The organism is Rhodococcus cercidiphylli (assembly GCF_033042225.1).
Classification (GTDB): domain Bacteria; phylum Actinomycetota; class Actinomycetes; order Mycobacteriales; family Mycobacteriaceae; genus Rhodococcoides.
Genome location: NZ_JAWLKE010000011.1, coordinates 104,994 through 123,420 on the forward strand (window position 1 = coordinate 104,994; position 18,427 = coordinate 123,420).

Genomic DNA, 18,427 nt, shown 5'->3' on the forward strand with positions numbered 1-18,427 from the left:
CGTGCTGAGATCAGCGCACAAGCGCTGTTACCGCCTCCCGCACCTGACTCGGGTCGTAGAACACCGGCGTCGAGGTGATGCGCTCGATCGTTCCATCGCTCTGGACCAAGAAACTCAGGGGCAGGACAGGGGGCGCGTCAAGTGTCTGCAACGCCGCGTCGGCCTGATCGAACGAGGGATAGTGCACTCCCAGCTCGGTGAGCAGGCTCAATGCCGCATCGGCATCGTCTTGGACGTTGAGACCGACGACCCGAACCGCATCCGGTTCTGCGGCGTACTGGGCCAGAACCGGAATCTCCTGTCTACACGGACCGCACCACGACGCCCAGACATTGAGCAATGTGGGTTGCCCAGCCAGGGAGGTCCCCAGATCGGATAAGTCCGACGTTCCCAAGCATCGTGCGGACGTACCGACGAGCTCGCCAGTTACGGGGGACGGAACCGGCGACGAGGTCGGGCACGGCTCGAGGGCAGCACGGGTAGCGATCACTGCCGACGGGAGATCCTCGTCCTCGACGTGAGGTGCCGATCCTGCGGACCCCACCGACTGGGTCGAGGGATCTCGAGACCACAATGCCAGCGCTCCAACAACTGTCACGATGACGATGATCGCAAGTAGGGACCAGCGTGTCGTCACCCGCTGCACCCTGCACCTCTGTCTCGTTCACCTCGACGATGTCTTCCGGTCTGTCAGCGTCATACTACACGATCTACTATCTTCGATAGTAGCAACGTGGATCCTGCACGCCGTCAACGCTTTCGCGGCCCCCTTCACCCTCGGGCCTCACAGTGCCAGCACACAGCTCTCCGGCCGTTCGCCGAAGACGACCGTCCCCATCGAGGCGCACGATGAAGGCCGTCCAGCGACGCCGAGTCCTTCTGGCGCAGAAGATATTACGTACATGAACTTCGGCTCCCGAGAAACAACCCGACGATCGAAATGGGTCGCAGGGTGCGAATGTTACCGATGTAATTCACTGTGACTGATGGTGCTTGTGCGGAAAGGGTGTAATAGTGATGCGGCGTGTCGCCTTGACTCGAAGGCGACCTGAATTACTGCCAGGTATGCAGTTGCCGTCCAGGAGGACCACCGACATGAGACCTCTGCCCTCGTCCTCGTACATGGCGCACCGAACTCGGTGGGGTACTCGCATCCTCGTCGGTACCGCGTTCGTGGGAGGCATCCTCGCGCTGGCACCCACGGCGTCTGCAGCCCCGGACGCCGATCCGGCTGCGCCGCCGCCTGCCTTCCCCGCGCAGGCCCAATCGGACCCGCACGTCCAACAGGAGGTCCTCGATCTCGTCGTCGGCGCACTACGCGAGATTCGCGCCAACGGTGCTCTCGACGACCTGGCCGGCCCACAGAGCCGCATCGTCTCCTGCCTCGTGGGCACGATCGGAGCCACCGATACAGCTGACGGACCAACGGGAGCCCTTTCGCGACTGATCCCCTGTCTCGCGCCGATCGACGACATCGACCCCACAGTTCTCCCCCGACTGGTGTCGTCGATGGACGTCGCCACACTTGCATCCACACTCGCGGCCGCCGAGACTCCCCACGATCCGGCCACCCCGCACACCTCGTCGCGCGGACATGCGGCGGTCCCACCCGGCAGGTCGAACGCCGAGCCCTCGACCGAACAACCGACCGCCCAAGGCACCCAGGACACTCAGGACCCCGAGTCGGCCGCCGAGTCGGCCGACTCGGCGACGCCCGAACTGCCCGCGCTCGAACCCGACGCCACTGTGCCTGAAACGTCGGCACCCGGCACGTCATCTGAAACAACGACACCCGAAACCACGACACCCGAGGCGGGCGATCATTCGTCGGCCGCCCCGCAATCCCCTACCGGCACAACAGGGTCGAGCAACGGAAAGTATCGTGCGCCGACAACAGGAACGTTGACCTCGACCTTCGGCGACGGCCGCGCCCATCAAGGAATCGACATCGCCAACTCCACCGGTACACCGATCGTCGCCGTTGCGGACGGCGAGGTGATCAGCGCGGGACCGGCCCAGGGCTTCGGACTCTGGGTGCGTATACGCCACGATGACGGCACCGTAACGACCTACGGGCACAACAACGACAACCTCGTGACCGTAGGTCAACGCGTCACTGCTGGTGAAGAAATTGCGACGGTAGGAAACCGGGGTATCTCCACCGGTCCACATCTGCACTTCGAGGTCGACACACCCGCCGGCAACAAGGTCGACCCCAGACCCTGGCTCGCGGAACGCGGAGCCACCATCACCGGTTCGGATCGTGACTCGTAGCCGAGCCTCGACCGCACGGCCCGCCGATGGGAACGAATTCCGCACTGTTGCACTGACTTCGGATGCGTCTCTGCGGTCTCGTTTTCACCATCAGACCTGAACCCTCGGTGCCTCGACATGTTCAGCGGGAGCGCAGTACGATCGCCCGCATTCCGGTAAGTTCGCCGTACCTACTGCGAGCCCGAGAGGTGAAACGGGGGCCTACGACCGAACAGCCGCGTCGGACAGCGCGACACCCCGAGAGGCGAGCCACTCCTGAGGATCGACCTTGCTCCCCGCCGCGTCGACGACCTCGAAATGCAGGTGAGGCCCGGTCGATTGGCCACGATTGCCGACGGTGGCGATCTGCTCACCGGCTTGTACTCGTTGCCCCACTGTCACCAAGGTTTGATCGATGTGCCCGTAGACCGTTGTCGTTCCATCGTCATGTTGAAGACGTACCCAGAGGCCGAATCCGTCTGCAGGACCGGAGTCGAGCACGGTAGCGTCGGCTGCCGCGTAGACGGGAGTTCCGATAGCGTTGGCGATGTCGAGCCCGGTGTGCGTAGTCCCCCATCGTGGACCGAAATCCGAGGTCAGGGTCCCGGCGACCGGACGAACGACGAGTGGTCGCAGCGCCGCTGCATCACGCGCAGCGCTCTCCTCTGCCCTTCGTTGCCCCTTCGCCAACTGCTCGATCGCATCGTTGATATTGGAGATCTCCGGTATGGCGAGGATCTGAGGCAAGTATTCGGCCACCGGGTCCTGCATCGGTGTCGCTTCGTGCACGGGGACTGCCTGCGCCTGTGCGGGACTCGCATATTGGGCACCCGCCGTGACCAGAGCGCCCGCTGCCACCGCAATACCGACAGCGACACTGCCGCGGCGCTCGGTGGCGCGCGCCCGAGCGCGATGCCGCCCTCTCGGCGTCACCGCCACTCCCTGCACGTCACAGTCCATCAACTGTCGACGTCGGTCGGTCATGCGGGTCATACGGTGTTGTGCCACAGCAGAGTCCTCGGTAATCGAATGGAGCGAGGCGTAATCATCGACGTGCGCACCTCACTGATGTATCGAACGGATCACGACGCGATAACGAAAAGATACACGACGAGTGGGGTAATTACTATCATGGTTAGTAGTTCGATGTCCCCCGCAGTGGTTTCGTGCCTCACAGCGCGGTAGCACCGGACGTCGACGGTCGGAGACCATCGGCCGGCGAACGCTGCCTTCTCCATGCGAGAGCACACCCCACGACAGCAAGAACGACCGCGGCGTACTCCGGAAGCGGTCCCAGCTTTGTCGCCCACGTCGATCTCGTTTCCAGGGCAACATCAGCGACCAACGTCTGCGCAGTGAACAAGCCCGAACGATCTGCGACCTTCCCCTGTGGGTCGATGACGGCACTGACCCCACTGGTCGCCGCAACGAGAACAGTCCTGTTGTGCTCGACCGCCCGCAGCCGCGACATCGCCAACTGCTGGTAGGTCATGTCGGTGCGCCCGAACGTCGCATTGTTGGTGGGGACCGTGATCAGCTGCGCCCCCGCACGCACGGACTCAGTGACCAGGTCATCGAACGCGACCTCGTAACACGTGGCGACGGCCGTCGGAATTCCGGCGATATCGACGACACCGTCGCCCGACCCGGGAACGAAGTTACCGGCCTGCGAGGCGTACGAGGACAACGCCGTCATCACAGATCGCATCGGGAGATACTCTCCGAAAGGAACAAGTTTGCGTTTGTCGTGTCGCTCCCCCGGTCCGAGTACCGGATCCCACACGATCGAGGTATTCGTCGAGGTGCCGTCGTCGTTGCCAAGGACCGCACCGACCAGAATCGGCACCCCGACCGACCGCGCTGCAGCGTCGATCCCGGCAGTGGCGTCGGCATTGCGCAGCGGATCGATATCGGATGCATTCTCCGGCCAGATCACCAGGTCGGGAGCGGGCACACTGCCGACGGTGATGTCGTCCCCGAGTTGCCTTGTTCGCTCGATGTGATTGTCGAGAACTGCTCGACGTTGCGAGTTGAAGTCCAGACCCAACCGCGGAACGTTGCCTTGCACAACGGCGACCGTCGCACGCGCTGCGCCTGCGTCGCCAGCGGGAGTGAGCGCGAAAGCCAGAGCTGGCACGATCACTACAGTGGCCACCGATCCGACTGCGAATCGCGACGTCGGCGAGCGTACCTGGCGGACCACACTTGCCAGTGCCGCGCCGATCACTGCGACTGCGAAAGATACACCGGGCGCACCGGCGAACGCGGCAAGCGAGAGCAGAGGGCCGTCTGCTTGGGCGAAAGCTAATCTCCCCCACGGAAATCCCCCGAACGGAATCCGTGCGCGCAGACCTTCGGTGGCGGTCCAGATCGCGGCGATCCACAGCGCTTCGAAGCGCAACCCGGACACTGCGGCCGCTGCAGCGCAGAACAGTGCCACTGCTATCGCTTGGATCGCCGCAAGCGCCAGCCACGGCGGGGCGCCGACGTAGACGCCCACCCAGGGCAGAAGGGGCAGAAAGAACGCAAGCCCCGACAGATACCCATAGAAGAATGCCGCCCGGATGGAACGGCCGCGGATGACGAGAACAAGAACCCCGATACCCAGCGGCGCGAGGAACCACAGCGACCGAGGTGGAAAGCCCGCGTACAACAGCACACCAGCAGATACCGCGGACGATGACCTGCCTGCTATCGCGGTGAACGCACGACGTCGGGTTCGTCGGTGACGGTTCATTGTTGTTGCGCTGGACTCGATATCGAGCATGCCTGCATGGCTCTTTTCTCATGTACGGCATAGCGCCACCTGACCACCCTCGGTTGCTACTATGCACGATAGTAGTAACAGCGGTGAGCCCGGACCGGCTCCCCCGCCGACACCGCGCCTCTGCGACGTCGATGCATACCCCGGGATATCGACCGCGCACCTTCGCTGTGCCCTTTCTTCTTCGCGGTGCCCTTCGTGGCCGGGCATCGACCGGTGCACGGACCACCCTCGGCTCGCACAAGATGCGTGCTGGACCCCGGGATGGAGACTGGCTTCTACCGCGCCGCAGCACGCCGACATATGCGGGTGCATCTGCTCTGGCGGCCATCATGATCACCGCCCCGATCGTCCTGGCCGTGTTCGACGTGACCAGAAACATGTGGTGCCTGCGGGCGGGCGGTGTGACCGCCCGATTCGGCGGCGGCACATCAGGGGCACCCTGAATGGGTTTGGGCCAACCCAGTTTCCGGCTGCTACCGTCGAGGCGTTGTGAGAATCTCTGTGCTGGGCCCGCCGCGCCTGCGGACGGTTATCGCAGTCGCCGCTGTCCTGTATTTGTTGGCTCACACCATCGCTCAATGCGGCATCGCCTGGGAACAGGACCATCACAGCGACGGCGTACACATCGTTTCGTCCTCGTCTCAGGCCGCCGCGGAACTCTCCCCGAACCACGCGCACATCGACGTCGGATCGCCCCACATGGCGCACGATACGAACACCGTCATCGCAATGCCCCGATCCGACAACCCGCCCCGCCCATCGACCATCGCCGCGGTCGCCGCGATGGCCTTCGATGTGGTGTTGGTGGCGATGTCTGCCCCGCGCATTTCGCGAGCCCCACCGGATCTACCCATTCCGATCCGGCACGGCCGAACCGTCTTGAACGAACTCTGTATCAACAGGTGCTGATCAGCAGCCCGCGGGCCATCCGAGGACTCCTCTTCTCATGGCCCAGTTCGTGCTGCCCATCACTCACTTACTGCGCTCCTCGCAGGTCACATACAGGGATTACTCATGAACAGTGCTGTTCGCTCCACACTCGTGCCACCGTCCTCCGCCGGCCACATGTTGGCGACCGCCAAGAACTGCCCGGAACCGAGCACGATGGTCGGCAACACTCCTGTTCTGTGGATCGGTGAACCGTTCGCGGACTCCGGCCGCGGTTTCTGGGCGAAACTCGAAGGCAGCAATCCCGGCGGGATGAAAGACCGCCCCGCGCTGCACATGGTCGAGAAAGCAAAGGCCCGCGGCGACCTCGCTCCCGGTTCGATGATCATCGAATCCACCAGCGGCACCCTCGGCCTGGGTTTGGCCCTGGCCGGGATCACCCATCACCACCCCGTCACCCTCGTCACCGACCCGGGACTGGAACCGATCGTGCACCGGATGCTCGCCGCGTACGGTGCCCGCGTCGAACTGGTCACCACACCGCACCCCGACGGCGGCTGGCAGCAGGCCCGGCGTGAGAAGGTCCGTGAGCTCCTCGATACACATCCAGGGTCGTGGTGCCCGGATCAGTACACCAACCCGGACAATGTCGAGGCGTACGAGTCGCTCGCTCACGAACTCATCGCCCAGCTCGGACGCGTCGACACCTTGGTTTGCTCGGTGGGCACCGGAGGGCACTCCGCCGGGGTGGCCCGGGTGCTCCGGCAGTTCTGCCCCGACCTGAAACTGGTCGGTGTCGACACCATCGGATCGACGATCTTCGGGCAACCCGCCAGCACTCGGCTCATGCGCGGGTTGGGTTCGAGCATCTATCCCGACAACATCGACTATCCCGCCTTCGACGAGGTGCACTGGGTGGCCCCGCACGAAGCGGTGTGGTCGTGCCGCACCCTGGCGGCGACGCACCACGCCAGCGGCGGCTGGAGCGTCGGGGCCGTCGCCCTCGCGGCCGGCTGGATCGCTCGCACCAGCCCGCCGGAGACCCGGGTCGCGGCCGTCTTCCCCGACGGACCGCAGCGCTACTTCGACACCATCTACAACGACGACTACTGCACCGAGCACGGCCTGCTCGACGTTGACCCGCCGACCGAGCCGACGACCCTCGCCCACCCCACCGATGAGACTGTGACGTCGTGGACGCGGTGCGCCACCGTCGTCGATCCCACCGTCGTCGATCCCACCGAGAGCGTTCGATGAAAACTTTTCTGACCAAGTTCCGTAGCTTCGACCGGCCCAGCCAGGTGTTGATGGTCAACCAGTTCTCCATCAACGTCGGTTTCTACATGCTGATGCCGTACCTGGCCGGGTATCTGGCCGGTTCCCTGGGCCTGGCGGCGTGGGCGGTCGGGCTGGTGCTGGGGATGCGGAACTTCTCCCAGCAAGGGATGTTCCTGCTCGGCGGCACCCTCGCCGACCGCCTCGGATACAAACCCCTGATCGTCGCCGGCTGCCTGCTGCGAGTTGCCGGTTTCGTACTGCTCGCGGCCGTGGAATCGCTGCCGGCGATCCTGCTCGCCTCGGCCGCGACCGGGTTCGCCGGTGCGCTGTTCAACCCGGCCGTGCGGGCGTATCTGGCCGCCGACGCAGGGCCACGGCGGGTCGAGGCGTTCGCGGTGTTCAACGTGTTCTATCAGGCCGGGATTCTGCTGGGCCCGTTGATCGGTCTCGCTCTGACCACCCTCGACTTCCGAGTCACCTCACTGGCAGCGGCCGCGATTTTTGCTGTTCTGACGATCGTGCAGATTTGGACGCTCCCCGCGCACCGGGCCGAGACGACCGGGGCCACGACATCGGTACTCGAGGACTGGCGGGTGGTGATGGCCAACCGACCCTTCGTGCTGTTCGCGCTGGCGATGATCGGATCCTACGTGCTTTCGTTCCAGATCTATCTTGCGCTGCCGCTGCAGGCTGCGGTGGTAGTCGGTAACGGCAGGTCCGACACCGCTCTGGTGACCTCGTTGTTCGTGGTCTCCGGCGTGGTCGCGATCGCCGGGCAGTTCCGGATCACGTCCTGGTTGTCCCGCAGGTGGGGTTCGGGGCGAAGCGTGGTGGTCGGTATGGCAATCATGGCGCTGGCGTTCCTCCCGCTGATCGTGCTGCCGAGCCCGGCCGCGCTGGGCGGGTGGGCCGCCGCCGGTGCCCTGGTGTTCACCGCTGCACTGTTGGCGGTCGGCACCGCCGCGGTGTTTCCGTTCGAGATGGACACGGTGGTGACCCTGTCGGGCGGGAAGCTGGTGGCCACCCATTACGGGTTCTACAACACCATCGTCGGGGTCGGCATCCTGCTCGGCAACCTGGGTACAGGAGCCGTCTTCGGGCTTCTCAGCGACGCGCATCTGGGTGCACTGATCTGGGCGATACTGACCCTGGTCGGGGCGGCATCTGTGGCCGCTCTCTATGCGCTCGATCGATCCGACCGGCTCACCCCACCCCCCACCGAGACCACGGTGACCGAAAGCGGCGAGGTACCGGCCACCGGCTAGCGGCAGTGCACGCCGAGAAGTGGCCTGCATTGCCCACACCCGAGACCTCGACGATGGTTGCCGAACAGAGGGTGTGACGCGGCACCGTTCACGACTATCCACCGACCGGTGGCCCGCATTCACACGAATGCGGGCCACCCACGCCTCAGGCGGGGGTGTTGCGGTGACATTGGAGGCGACGGACGACGGGGTAACCCGTGACCACCCCGAGGACGATACCGATTTGCATGAGCATCCAGAACGCAGCGTCGGTGGCCGGTGGCATGGTCTCGGTGTAGTACAGCAGCAGCATCCAGCCACCCATCCCGAGGTCGAACGCCAGTACGGTCAGTGCAGCGACGCCGAGCGCAGCCACGACAGAACGCCGAATGGATTGCCTGCGTACCGACTACCGGTGTGATGGCCGAACGCTCGTATACGAAGAGCATGATCGTGGCCAGTATGGCGATGACGATGATCATCACCCAAAGAACACTCTGTCCGCACGAGATTCGACGTCGGCAAGGACGGAAGCGACATCATCGAGAAGATTGTGGGCATCTCTGCGCGCGCGTAATCCGCGTTCGTAGTAGCCGGAGTCGAGGACGCCCGCCGATGCAGGCTCTGGTGCGACGTTCGATTCTGGGTGCCGCTCCCGCATCCGAGGGCGGTGTTCCGGTCAGTGCCCAGGGTCATGCCGTAGCACCGGTGCGGCACATCTCGTTGCATACCGTAGGGGGGTATGGTAAATCTGTAAGTGGGTCGCGACGACCTCGATCACATTCCGAATCGAAGAAAGAAGGGCATCGATGAACACCACCGTCACCGTCACCGGAATGACCTGCGGGCACTGCGTCTCCTCGGTCCGAGAGGAGATCAGCGGCATCCCCGGTGTGACCGCCGTGAATGTCGACCTCGCGAGCGGCCGAGTCGATATCGACTCGGACACCCCGATCGAGCAGACGGCCATCGCCCACGCAGTCGACGAGGCCGGCTACCAGCTCGCCTCCTGATCGACACCAGACCCGGACAGGAGATTCGCACGATGAACGCATCATCGAAGTTCGTCGGATTCACCATCGCCCTAGCCGCGGTCTTCGGGCTCGCCTTCGGAGCCGGGGACGCCTTCGGCCCCGAAGGTGCCGCACCACCCGACACACACGACACCTCGACTCACGACGCCGCCGCGGTGTCCACTGCGGGCGGGCCCGTCGCCAATCAGAGACCTGGAGGATTGATGGTCACCGACAGCAGATACGCCGCGGTGCCCGCCGCCTCGGAGCCGATGCCCGCCGGGCACGGACACTGACACACCACCACACCCCGAGAGGAGCGACGATGAATCCCGTCACGCACCACCCCACCGCCGACGGCCGGGTCGAACTCGACATCGGTGGTATGACCTGCGCCTCCTGCGCGAACCGGATCGAGAAAAAGCTCAACAAGCTCGACGGTGTCACCGCGACGGTGAACTACGCCACCGAAAAAGCACGCGTCGACTACGTCGGTGATGTCTCGACCGAGGATCTCGTGGGCACCGTCGAGCAGGCCGGCTACACCGCCACGGTCCCCGCGCCCGCCGCCTCCTCCACCGACCCCGACGCGGCCGGGCCAGCCGAGATCGACCCCACCGCCTCGCTGCGCCAACGCCTGCTCATATCGCTGGTGCTCAGCGTGCCGGTGATCGCGATGGCCATGGTTCCGGTACTGCAGTTCACCAACTGGCAGTGGCTTTCCCTGACCCTCGCCGCACCCGTGGTGGTGTGGGGGGCATGGCCGTTCCACAAGGCCGCCTTCACCAATCTGCGGCACGCCACCTCAACGATGGACACCCTGATCTCGATGGGCACCATCGCAGCACTGGGGTGGTCGTTGTATGCCCTGTTCTGGGGCACCGCCGGAACGGCCGGCATGACACACCCGTTCGAGCTGACCATCTCCCGCTCCGACGGGGCCGGCAACATCTACCTCGAGGCCGCAGCCGGAGTCACCACCTTCATCCTCGCCGGCCGCTACTTCGAAGCACGCTCCAAGCGACGCGCCGGTGCCGCCCTGCGTGCCCTGCTCGAGCTCGGTGCCAAGGAAGTCTCCGTCCTGCGCGAGGGTGTCGAACAGCGCATCCCCACCGATCAACTCATCGTCGGTGACGAGTTCGTCGTCCGCCCCGGGGAGAAGATCGCCACCGACGGCGTGGTCGCCGACGGCTCTTCCGCGGTCGACAATTCGATGTTGACCGGCGAATCCGTGCCCGTCGAGGTAGGACCCGATGATCTGGTCGTCGGCGCGACGGTCAACGTCGGTGGCCGAATCGTGGTCCGGGCGACCCGCATCGGCTCGGACACCCAGCTCGCACAGATGGCGAAACTCGTCGAAGACGCTCAGACCGGTAAAGCCCAAGCTCAGCGTCTGGCCGACAAGATCTCCGGAGTCTTCGTCCCGATCGTGATCGCCCTTGCCGCGGCGACACTCGGCTTCTGGATCGGCACCGGCGGTGGGATCGCGGCCGCGTTCACCGCAGCCGTCGCCGTCCTGATCATCGCCTGCCCGTGTGCCCTCGGCCTGGCCACCCCGACCGCGCTGATGGTCGGCACCGGCCGCGGCGCTCAGCTCGGCATCCTGATCAAGGGTCCCGAAGTGCTCGAATCGACCCGCCGTGTCGACACCGTGGTACTCGACAAGACCGGCACCGTCACCACCGGCAAGATGACTCTGCTCGACGTGATCACCGCCGACGGCGAGGACACCGCGCAGGTGCTGCGCCTGGCCGGTGCACTCGAAGATTCGTCCGAGCACCCCATCGCCCAGGCCATCGCCAAAGGTGCCCGCGAGAAGGTCGGAGCCCTGCCACCGGTGGAGCAGTTTATAAATATCGAAGGCCTCGGGGTGCAGGGCATAGTCGACGACCACGCAATGATCGTCGGACGGGCCCGCCTCCTCGCCGACCGGGCGCAGCAGCTGCCGGACGAACTCGAAAGTGCGATGTGTGCAGCCGAATCCGAGGGCAAGACCGCCGTCGCAGTCGGTTGGGACGGTCGGGCTCGCGGAGTACTGGTCGTCGCCGACGCGGTCAAACCCACCTCCGCCGAGGCGATCGAGCAGCTGCGGGGCCTGGGTTTGACGCCGATCATGCTCACCGGCGACAACGCAGCCGCCGCGCGTGCCATCGCCGACCAGGTCGGCATCCACGAAGTGATCGCGGAGGTGCTGCCCGCAGACAAGGTGGACGTCGTCAAAAGGCTGCAGGAGCAGGGCAAGGTAGTGGCGATGGTCGGCGACGGCGTGAACGACGCCGCCGCGTTGGCGCAGGCCGACCTCGGTCTGGCGATGGGCACCGGTACCGACGTTGCGATCGAAGCCAGCGATCTGACGTTGGTGCGCGGTGATCTGCGCGCAGCAGCGGATGCTATCCGCCTGTCCCGCCGAACGTTGGGCACCATCAAGGGCAACTTGTTCTGGGCGTTCGCCTACAACGTGGCCGCCCTCCCCTTGGCTGCGGCCGGGCTGCTCAATCCGATGCTGGCCGGTGCAGCGATGGCGTTCTCGTCGGTGTTCGTGGTCAGCAACAGCTTGCGGTTGCGCCGGTTCAAGTCCCTCACCGGATAACCGCGCGGGTAGAACAAGCACCCAAAAGGCTGGGGTGGGCGTGGCATGCAGGCGCGCCACCCCACCCCACCGCTACAACCCCGATGCAGCCTACGAAAGGAGAGGGCCATGTCCTTCGTGACAACGACCTTGGTGCAGATCACCCGGCACCCGGCGACCCGAGCGGTGGCCCGCTGCGCGGTGATGTGCGCTGCGGCGGCGGCCCAGCGACGACTCGACGGACCGACCCTCTCGCGCCATACCCCGGGCGGGCATAATCGAGGATGCTCGGCATGACACTCGGATTCCAGGAGGACACCATGGCCACTCCCGCGGCCGCGCAGGCACCCGCCGAGACCGACGGCCATGATCACGCCGCGCACGGCTACATCACCGAAAAGGACGCCTACCTCAAACGCCTCAAGCGCATCGAAGGCCAGGCCCGAGGACTGCAGCGCATGGTCGAGGAAGACAAGTACTGCATCGACATCCTCACCCAGGTCTCGGCGATGACCAAAGCCTTGCAGGCGGTGGCCATGGGCCTGCTCGAAGCTCACATCAGCCACTGCGTGGTCGACGCCGCCATCGCCGGCGGTCCCCAAGCCGACGCGAAGATCAAAGAGGCCACCGACGCGATCTCACGGCTCGTCCGCTCCTGAGCACCGGCAGTGCGAAGCCATTCCTCGCCGTCCACTCCCGCGTGCTTGTCGGAAACCTCGGCGAGGCGGCGCAGGCAGAGACCGTCATGACCGAAACCGTATCGGCGATTCTGCGCGATCGCCGAGTCCTCGCCACCGTGGCAGCGCTGGCAATACTGGCAGTGGCTGCCGCCCTCGTACCCCGCCCGTCGATCATTGTGGTGCGCGAGTGGGCGGAGTCGATGGGCCCGTCGTTCGTGGTGGTGTTCTTTCTGACCCAGGCGGTGTTGACGATTGCCCCGGTACCGCGCACGGTGTTCACCCTCAGCGCCGGACTGTTGTTCGGTCCCGCCACCGGGGTCGCCGTCACGATCGCCGCCACAACTGTCAGCGCTGTGCTGGCGTTGCTGCTGGTGCGCGCGCTCGGGCGCACCGCGGTGCAGGAGCGGCTGACGAATCCTGCGGTCAAGTCCATCGATGCCCGGTTGGCTCGGCGGGGGTGGCTGGCCGTCGGGTCCTTGCGGCTCATTGCCCCGGCACCGTTCGCCCTGGTCAACTACTGCTCCGGACTCTCCGCGGTGCGCCTGCTGCCCTACACGACGGCCACTGTCGTGGGGATTCTGCCCGGTACGATCGCCGCGGTGCTGTTCGGGGACGCTTTGACCGGGCGAACGAATCCGGCATTGATAGTGGTGACGTCGGCCTGCGTGGCCGCCGGGGTGGCAGGATTGCTGGCCGACGCCCGCCTGCCGGTGTCGCAGGCACAGCCCAACACCGCAGATGGCGCATCGAGAAGCGGTCGCCTTCGTCGTCTGTTGCTGCCGGACCGCGGATAGGACGTGGCGAGAAATCCTACAATTTTGCTGCGCCTGCACCGCCAAAGCCAGCGGAGTTGCCGAACTCCTGACCTACGCGAGAAGTAGGGCACGCGCGTTCCCCGCGGATTCGCAGTCGAAGAGCCCACACCATCACCCCCACCGACATCACTCCGATTACGGGCTGCACGGGTGCCCATAGATCCAGAGCACCGCTCACCCCGACCGCCACCACTACCAGTTTGTTGCATATCGGACATCCGACTGCCAACAACGACAACGCATTCGCACTGACCCCTACACGGGAAGAAACCGACGACGCCAGCCCAGTGCTCACGTATGTCGCAAGAATGAGGCCACTGAGAACTGCGGTGGCAATCCACACCGGATAGTTCCACCACAACACCGGGGTCATTCGAACGTAGAACGCAGTGTGGATGATCCCGGTGGGGATCGCCACGACCAGCGCGGCCACCGTCGCGCCCAGTAACGCGGCCACCCAACGCCGCGCCGGCCAGTCACGCATCGTCACAGTCGTCATCCCTCTCCCGGTCAGCGGATACCACCCCACCATCTACTATGAATGATAGTAGTTTGCAGGTGCGGTGAGTCGGCGTCAATCGACGCCGACTCGCCGCCCATACGGCACAGGCGTCGAGCGTCGACGCGAGCCTCAGCCGACCGTGAGGAACCGTCTACGACTGCCGATACCCGACAATGGTGACCGGCGAGGCCGGACACAGTCCCATGCGGCTCTCGCCGCGCTCCGTTTCCTTCGCTGGTGACGCAGGGAACCCACACCGACCCCAGAGGATTTCTTCTGTGCATTCTTTTTCAGGCCCGACGCGGCGTGTCCGCGCTACCCTGATCGCCTCGATCATCGTTGTTGCCGCGGCATTTTCGGTAAATGCTCCAGCTTCGGCGGACCCTGCTGCACCCCCGGTGAACGCATCCGAAGCCGTACGACAACTCGCTGAACTCAATGCGACCGCCTTCACTCTCACCGAGAGCATGTACGCCGCGCAGGACACCCTCGATCGTCGCCGCGGCGAACTGAGTACCGCAGTTCAATTCGCCCACGAGACCTCGGCGGCGGCTCGGGAAGCCGAAGTGGCCGCATCTGCCAACCGTCGAGCACTGTCCACAGCTGTCGACGCCGCGTACAAAGGTGTACCGCAATCCCCTCTCGGGGCCGTTCTGGTCGCGGACAGCCCACAGCAACTACTCGATCAGATGGTGTTGTTGGACCGGATCCTCGCCGATCGAGCCGCTGCACTCGCCGACTCGACACAGATCGACGACGAAGCGCGAGACCAGCTCGAACAAGCCCGGCAAGCACAGGCGTCCGCTGCGGTAGCCGAGGCGGACGCCGCACGTACACAACGCGACCTCGAGCAACGCCAGACCGACCTGGCCGATCAGATCGCCAAAATCACCGACCAATTCGCCGCCCTCACCGATGCGGATCGAGCTGCCATCGTCAGCCCCGGCACCACGAATCCTTCCGAGCTACCCGCCGCCGTCTCGGCTGCGAGTGGAACATCAGCGGAGGCGATGCGCATCGCCCTCGACCAACTCGGCAAACCCTATTCCTGGGGAGCTACCGGGCCGGGGTCCTTCGATTGCTCCGGACTGATCTACTTCGCCTACAAACAACTGGGACTGACCGTTCCACGCGTGGCCGCAGACCAAGCACGAGCGGGCACACCTGTCTCCCGCGAATCAGTGCAACCGGGTGACTTCATCTCTCTCTACTCACCGATCGGACACATCGGGATCTACATCGGCGACGGGAAATACGTCAACGCCCCCACCGGCGGCGACGTCGTCAAAGTCGCGCCCGTTCCCTGGGATGAAGTGACCGCAATCAACCGGCCCATCGCCACCTGATTCGATGTCCACGGTCCGGACGCCGCGACTGCGAGGAGACCGGATGCCCGTGTGGCAGACCGGTAAGATCGAACCGGTGAGGACTTCAGCCACGGAACCTATGAACCAGAAGTGGCTCCTAGGTGCTGTTTGCGCTTCGATAGTGCTGTTCGGAGTCCTTCTCATGCATTCTGCGCCGATGTCGTTCGCAACGGCGACGAGTATCGGCGAACACTCGATGACCTCGACGGTGAGCGCTCCACCTGCCGTCGACGAGCATTCGGGAGCATCATCTGCGACAGCATCGGAGAGTGGTTCCGCAGCACACTGCGGGAACGGCTGTGGCGATCACAGCTCGGTCATGCATCTGTGTCTGGCTATCATCGGTGCTGTCGCGGCGTTGGCCGTCTTACGGGCAATCGTTGTGGGCTTCGCCGGTTCTCTCGTCCACGCTGCGCGGCTGTCGGCAGTTCGTCGTCGAACCGGGCACCCGCCGCCCTGGACCATTTTCACTCTCTCCGAATTGTCTGTGCTTCGGATCTGACAGGTGACTCACCGTTGTGTGAGACACAGATGTCGACGGGTCAGTGTGCCTGTCGATCCGAACCACCCCACCATAATTTCAGGAGTTTGTTATGCGTTCGAATCGATCTACCCGTTTCACGATCGCGATAACGGCGGCTTCCGCTGTCGCCGCCGCAGTTCTCGCTGGCTGCAGCAGTAACGACGGCGAAATGAACATGCCCGGCATGTCGAGCAGCGATACACCGGCCTCGTCGTCCTCCGAGAATTCCGCCGAAGCATCGGCCGAATTCAACGATGCCGATGTCACGTTCGTCGAAGGGATGTACCCCCACCATGCACAAGCGGTGGAGATGGCTTCACTTGTCGACGGCCGAACCGAGAATGCTCAGGTCATCGAGCTGGCCCAGGCCATCGAAGCAGCTCAAGCACCGGAGATGGAGCAGATGAATGCCCTGCTCACCGCATGGGGACAGCCCGCAGCGTCCGCCGACATGGGCGGAATGGACATGGGCGGAATGGACATGGGCGGTATGGACATGGGGAGCGGTGGCATGACCGGCATGATGAGCCAGGAAGACATGGACATGTTGTCGGCCGCTAACGGAGCGGAGTTCGACTCCATGTGGCTCACCATGATGATCGAGCACCACAAGGGGGCAATCGAGATGGCTCAGATCGAGTTGGCCGACGGCTCCAATGCTGATGCCAAGGAGCTTGCCTCCACAATCATCGATGCGCAGCAGAGCGAAATCTCCACAATGGAAAGTTTGCTCGCCCAGTAACTCTCAATTCTGGGAACTATCAACCGTAGGGCGGGGCTCGGCTAATACCGAGCCCCGCCCTTCGGTTTCGAAGGACCTGGCCCTTTTAGCTGCCACACCGATCAACACGGCCCCGGAAACATGCCCTCCCCTGCTGATGCACCCGCCTGCGGGGTCCTTGGGACACGCAGATCCGCGGTAGGGACAGGGGGCGGCTCTCGGATCGGGTCATCGCGGCCCGGCGGGGGCGCGCCGTCGACAGAGAGTGGGTTCGATACCACCGGCACTGGCAGTTGGGGAGGCGTGGTCTTGCACGTGCGGCTGCTCGGTTTCCTTCTCAGATGGGTAATACAACCGAACTGACGAATTCATTGCGTATCCAGGCAATGAACAGACCCCACACCCCCGTCAGCAGGGCGACACCGACGGCGATCATGATCACTCCGCCTGCCACTTTGATTCTCTGCGAGTTCCGCCGTAGCCAGCCGACACCGCGCATCGCCGAACTCGAGCCGAACGCGAGGACCACGAACGGTAGACCGAGTCCCAGACAGTAGGCGACGATGAGAGTGACGCCGCGCGCTGCGGTTGCGCCTTCAGTGCCAGCGGCAACGGACAACACCCCGGCGAGCGTGGGGCCAAGGCACGGCGTCCAGCCGAGCGCGAACACGCCACCGAGCAGCGGCGCTCCAGCAAGAGACGAGATGGTTTGCGGCGCGAATCGAGTGTCGCGTTGGAATGCGGGAATGAACCCGATGAACGTCAAGCCCATGATGATCGTGATGGCACCGCCGACCTGCTGAAGCACCTGTTCGTTGATGCGCAGGGTGCCGATGACCCCGAAAATCGAGGCGGTGGCGAGGACGAAGACGATGGTGAAGCCGGCGACGAACAACCCCGCTGCACCTGCCACGCGCCAGCGGCTTGCCAGCTTCGGCGGTGCTTCACCAGTCGAGGCGGCGGCGAGCGACGGCACGTCGGCACCTGCGATGCCCGCCAGGTACGACAGGTAGCCCGGCACCAGGGGCACCACGCACGGTGACGCGAACGAGACCAGCCCGGCGAGCATACATGCGGCGATCGCCAGTACCAGAGGTCCGCTCGATGCCAGATTTTGGAACGTCGAGCCAACGCCGCCTTGGGCAAGAAGAACAGTCATTCGTCTGCTATCCGTTCGACGACAGGGAGCAGGTCTTCGGCGAGGAGGGCACGCATGAACACTGCCGCCACCCGGTGCTCTCGATCGAGTACCAGCGTCGAGGGAATCACGCTGGTCGGGTAGTTCCCGCCGAGGGCGATCAGCGTCCGCATCGAGGGGTCGTAGATCGAGGCGTAGGAGACATTGTTGTCGACAACGAAGTCCTGCGCTTTGTCCTTCTGCGGATCTCGAACATTGATACCGAGGAACTGCACACCGCGCTCGCGGGTTGCTTCGTAGACCTCTTCGAGGTCGTCGGCTTCGCCGCGGCAGGGGCCGCACCACTGACCCCAGAGATTGATCACGACCACCTCGCCGTCATAGTCCGACAGAGCGGTGTTCTTACCTTCCTCCATCAGATCGGGTCCGGCGAGTTCACCGATGGTTCCGCGCGTTTCGGGGGGATCGTAGACGATGTCGGTTTGACCACCGGGTGCAACGAAATCGAAGCTACCTCCGGAGGGCACGGCGTCGGCGCCTGCGGAACATCCGGAGACCAGGAGTACAACGGCAAGGATGGATGCCGTTGCCGTGGCGGGCAGACTGCTCTGTTCGCGTGTGCGAGCCCCCGTAGGGCGGCCGAGTCTCATGAAGTCGACGCCTTTGCTG

21 protein-coding genes are annotated in these 18,427 nt (G+C 64.5%); 14 read left to right on the plus strand and 7 right to left on the minus strand.

Features of this window, described 5'->3' with window-relative positions:
• Nucleotides 1-10: 10 nt before the first annotated feature.
• Nucleotides 11-598: a TlpA family protein disulfide reductase gene (locus R3P95_RS23655; protein WP_080733473.1), complete on the minus strand. Its 588-nt coding sequence runs from the start codon at nucleotides 596-598 to the stop codon at nucleotides 11-13.
• Between the two features lie 497 nt (nucleotides 599-1,095).
• Between R3P95_RS23655 and R3P95_RS23660 the strand changes: the two genes are divergently transcribed.
• The gene (locus tag R3P95_RS23660) at nucleotides 1,096-2,274 is read left to right on the plus strand and encodes a M23 family metallopeptidase (protein WP_317549676.1); all 1,179 of its coding nucleotides are present in this window, start codon (nucleotides 1,096-1,098) and stop codon (nucleotides 2,272-2,274) included.
• A gap of 201 nt (nucleotides 2,275-2,475) precedes the next feature.
• Here the strand turns inward: R3P95_RS23660 and R3P95_RS23665 are convergent, their stop codons facing one another.
• Nucleotides 2,476-3,261 carry a M23 family metallopeptidase gene (locus R3P95_RS23665; protein ID WP_243597146.1) on the minus strand — a complete coding sequence of 262 codons (786 nt, stop codon included), beginning with the start codon at nucleotides 3,259-3,261 and terminating at the stop codon, nucleotides 2,476-2,478.
• Between the two features lie 163 nt (nucleotides 3,262-3,424).
• A complete protein-coding gene (lnt, locus tag R3P95_RS23670) occupies nucleotides 3,425-5,020 on the minus strand; it encodes an apolipoprotein N-acyltransferase (protein ID WP_373454000.1) in 1,596 nt (531 codons plus the stop codon).
• Nucleotides 5,021-5,262: 242 nt separating this feature from the next.
• On the opposite strand from lnt, the gene R3P95_RS23675 reads away from it, so the two are divergent.
• From R3P95_RS23675 to R3P95_RS23690, 4 genes are all read left to right on the plus strand, one after another.
• Nucleotides 5,263-5,463 carry a hypothetical protein gene (locus R3P95_RS23675; RefSeq protein WP_141215005.1) on the plus strand — a complete coding sequence of 67 codons (201 nt, stop codon included), beginning with the start codon at nucleotides 5,263-5,265 and terminating at the stop codon, nucleotides 5,461-5,463.
• A gap of 46 nt (nucleotides 5,464-5,509) precedes the next feature.
• The gene (gene lpqS, locus R3P95_RS23680; RefSeq protein WP_255182256.1) at nucleotides 5,510-5,929 is read left to right on the plus strand and encodes a putative copper homeostasis (lipo)protein LpqS; all 420 of its coding nucleotides are present in this window, start codon (nucleotides 5,510-5,512) and stop codon (nucleotides 5,927-5,929) included.
• A 105-nt stretch (nucleotides 5,930-6,034) separates the two neighbouring features.
• A complete protein-coding gene (locus R3P95_RS23685; protein WP_394855463.1) occupies nucleotides 6,035-7,165 on the plus strand; it encodes a PLP-dependent cysteine synthase family protein in 1,131 nt (376 codons plus the stop codon).
• Nucleotides 7,162-8,451 (plus strand): MFS transporter, encoded by a 1,290-nt coding sequence (locus tag R3P95_RS23690; protein WP_032375707.1) that lies wholly within the window; start codon nucleotides 7,162-7,164, stop codon nucleotides 8,449-8,451. The genes R3P95_RS23685 and R3P95_RS23690 overlap by 4 nt, the downstream gene beginning before the upstream one ends.
• A gap of 145 nt (nucleotides 8,452-8,596) precedes the next feature.
• Here the strand turns inward: R3P95_RS23690 and R3P95_RS23695 are convergent, their stop codons facing one another.
• Complete coding sequence (locus tag R3P95_RS23695; protein ID WP_317549689.1) at nucleotides 8,597-8,821, minus strand: DUF4396 domain-containing protein; 225 nt, start codon at nucleotides 8,819-8,821, stop codon at nucleotides 8,597-8,599.
• Between the two features lie 418 nt (nucleotides 8,822-9,239).
• Here R3P95_RS23695 and R3P95_RS23700 point away from each other — a divergent pair, with 418 nt between their 5' ends.
• The 6 genes from R3P95_RS23700 (at nucleotide 9,240) to R3P95_RS23725 (ending at nucleotide 13,486) form a co-directional block, all read left to right on the plus strand.
• Nucleotides 9,240-9,443 carry a heavy-metal-associated domain-containing protein gene (locus tag R3P95_RS23700; protein ID WP_032375705.1) on the plus strand — a complete coding sequence of 68 codons (204 nt, stop codon included), beginning with the start codon at nucleotides 9,240-9,242 and terminating at the stop codon, nucleotides 9,441-9,443.
• A 32-nt stretch (nucleotides 9,444-9,475) separates the two neighbouring features.
• Nucleotides 9,476-9,739: a hypothetical protein gene (locus R3P95_RS23705; RefSeq protein ID WP_032375704.1), complete on the plus strand. Its 264-nt coding sequence runs from the start codon at nucleotides 9,476-9,478 to the stop codon at nucleotides 9,737-9,739.
• 29 nt (nucleotides 9,740-9,768) lie between these two features.
• Nucleotides 9,769-12,033 carry a heavy metal translocating P-type ATPase gene (locus R3P95_RS23710; RefSeq protein WP_317549677.1) on the plus strand — a complete coding sequence of 755 codons (2,265 nt, stop codon included), beginning with the start codon at nucleotides 9,769-9,771 and terminating at the stop codon, nucleotides 12,031-12,033.
• 108 nt (nucleotides 12,034-12,141) lie between these two features.
• On the plus strand, nucleotides 12,142-12,309 hold the full coding sequence (locus R3P95_RS23715) for a hypothetical protein (protein WP_155288777.1): 168 nt from the start codon (nucleotides 12,142-12,144) through the stop codon (nucleotides 12,307-12,309).
• A 23-nt stretch (nucleotides 12,310-12,332) separates the two neighbouring features.
• A complete protein-coding gene (locus R3P95_RS23720) occupies nucleotides 12,333-12,671 on the plus strand; it encodes a metal-sensitive transcriptional regulator (protein ID WP_032375786.1) in 339 nt (112 codons plus the stop codon).
• An 86-nt stretch (nucleotides 12,672-12,757) separates the two neighbouring features.
• The gene (locus R3P95_RS23725) at nucleotides 12,758-13,486 is read left to right on the plus strand and encodes a TVP38/TMEM64 family protein (RefSeq protein ID WP_045841173.1); all 729 of its coding nucleotides are present in this window, start codon (nucleotides 12,758-12,760) and stop codon (nucleotides 13,484-13,486) included.
• A gap of 16 nt (nucleotides 13,487-13,502) precedes the next feature.
• Here the strand turns inward: R3P95_RS23725 and R3P95_RS23730 are convergent, their stop codons facing one another.
• Complete coding sequence (locus R3P95_RS23730) at nucleotides 13,503-14,006, minus strand: hypothetical protein (protein WP_176457804.1); 504 nt, start codon at nucleotides 14,004-14,006, stop codon at nucleotides 13,503-13,505.
• A 401-nt stretch (nucleotides 14,007-14,407) separates the two neighbouring features.
• Between R3P95_RS23730 and R3P95_RS23735 the strand changes: the two genes are divergently transcribed.
• From R3P95_RS23735 to R3P95_RS23740, 3 genes are all read left to right on the plus strand, one after another.
• Nucleotides 14,408-15,355 carry an NlpC/P60 family protein gene (locus R3P95_RS23735; protein WP_317549678.1) on the plus strand — a complete coding sequence of 316 codons (948 nt, stop codon included), beginning with the start codon at nucleotides 14,408-14,410 and terminating at the stop codon, nucleotides 15,353-15,355.
• A 100-nt stretch (nucleotides 15,356-15,455) separates the two neighbouring features.
• Nucleotides 15,456-15,878, plus strand: coding sequence for a DUF6153 family protein (locus tag R3P95_RS26210; protein WP_353806439.1), 423 nt, complete (start codon nucleotides 15,456-15,458; stop codon nucleotides 15,876-15,878).
• Nucleotides 15,879-15,969: 91 nt separating this feature from the next.
• The gene (locus tag R3P95_RS23740; RefSeq protein ID WP_032375701.1) at nucleotides 15,970-16,641 is read left to right on the plus strand and encodes a DUF305 domain-containing protein; all 672 of its coding nucleotides are present in this window, start codon (nucleotides 15,970-15,972) and stop codon (nucleotides 16,639-16,641) included.
• 316 nt (nucleotides 16,642-16,957) lie between these two features.
• On the opposite strand, the gene R3P95_RS23745 is transcribed toward R3P95_RS23740, so the two are convergent.
• Both R3P95_RS23745 and R3P95_RS23750 read right to left on the minus strand, forming a co-directional pair.
• Nucleotides 16,958-17,779 carry a cytochrome c biogenesis CcdA family protein gene (locus R3P95_RS23745; RefSeq protein WP_032375700.1) on the minus strand — a complete coding sequence of 274 codons (822 nt, stop codon included), beginning with the start codon at nucleotides 17,777-17,779 and terminating at the stop codon, nucleotides 16,958-16,960.
• The gene (locus tag R3P95_RS23750) at nucleotides 17,776-18,408 is read right to left on the minus strand and encodes a TlpA disulfide reductase family protein (RefSeq protein ID WP_080736598.1); all 633 of its coding nucleotides are present in this window, start codon (nucleotides 18,406-18,408) and stop codon (nucleotides 17,776-17,778) included. Before R3P95_RS23750 ends, R3P95_RS23745 begins: the two co-directional genes overlap by 4 nt.
• Nucleotides 18,409-18,427: the final 19 nt, after the last annotated feature.

Bases quoted from the DNA above. Each gene is read 5' to 3' on its own strand.
- R3P95_RS23660 (WP_317549676.1), top strand. From the start codon at position 1,096: ATGAGACCTCTGCCCTCGTCCTCGTACATGGCGCACCGAACTCGGTGG.
- lnt (WP_373454000.1), bottom strand. From the start codon at position 5,020: ATGCTCGATATCGAGTCCAGCGCAACAACAATGAACCGTCACCGACGA.
- R3P95_RS23675 (WP_141215005.1), top strand. From the start codon at position 5,263: ATGCGTGCTGGACCCCGGGATGGAGACTGGCTTCTACCGCGCCGCAGC.
- R3P95_RS23685 (WP_394855463.1), top strand. From the start codon at position 6,035: ATGAACAGTGCTGTTCGCTCCACACTCGTGCCACCGTCCTCCGCCGGC.
- R3P95_RS23690 (WP_032375707.1), top strand. From the start codon at position 7,162: ATGAAAACTTTTCTGACCAAGTTCCGTAGCTTCGACCGGCCCAGCCAG.
- R3P95_RS23700 (WP_032375705.1), top strand. From the start codon at position 9,240: ATGAACACCACCGTCACCGTCACCGGAATGACCTGCGGGCACTGCGTC.
- R3P95_RS23705 (WP_032375704.1), top strand. From the start codon at position 9,476: ATGAACGCATCATCGAAGTTCGTCGGATTCACCATCGCCCTAGCCGCG.
- R3P95_RS23710 (WP_317549677.1), top strand. From the start codon at position 9,769: ATGAATCCCGTCACGCACCACCCCACCGCCGACGGCCGGGTCGAACTC.
- R3P95_RS23715 (WP_155288777.1), top strand. From the start codon at position 12,142: ATGTCCTTCGTGACAACGACCTTGGTGCAGATCACCCGGCACCCGGCG.
- R3P95_RS23720 (WP_032375786.1), top strand. From the start codon at position 12,333: ATGGCCACTCCCGCGGCCGCGCAGGCACCCGCCGAGACCGACGGCCAT.
- R3P95_RS23725 (WP_045841173.1), top strand. From the start codon at position 12,758: ATGACCGAAACCGTATCGGCGATTCTGCGCGATCGCCGAGTCCTCGCC.
- R3P95_RS23730 (WP_176457804.1), bottom strand. From the start codon at position 14,006: ATGACGACTGTGACGATGCGTGACTGGCCGGCGCGGCGTTGGGTGGCC.
- R3P95_RS26210 (WP_353806439.1), top strand. From the start codon at position 15,456: ATGAACCAGAAGTGGCTCCTAGGTGCTGTTTGCGCTTCGATAGTGCTG.
- R3P95_RS23740 (WP_032375701.1), top strand. From the start codon at position 15,970: ATGCGTTCGAATCGATCTACCCGTTTCACGATCGCGATAACGGCGGCT.
- R3P95_RS23745 (WP_032375700.1), bottom strand. From the start codon at position 17,779: ATGACTGTTCTTCTTGCCCAAGGCGGCGTTGGCTCGACGTTCCAAAAT.
- R3P95_RS23750 (WP_080736598.1), bottom strand. From the start codon at position 18,408: ATGAGACTCGGCCGCCCTACGGGGGCTCGCACACGCGAACAGAGCAGT.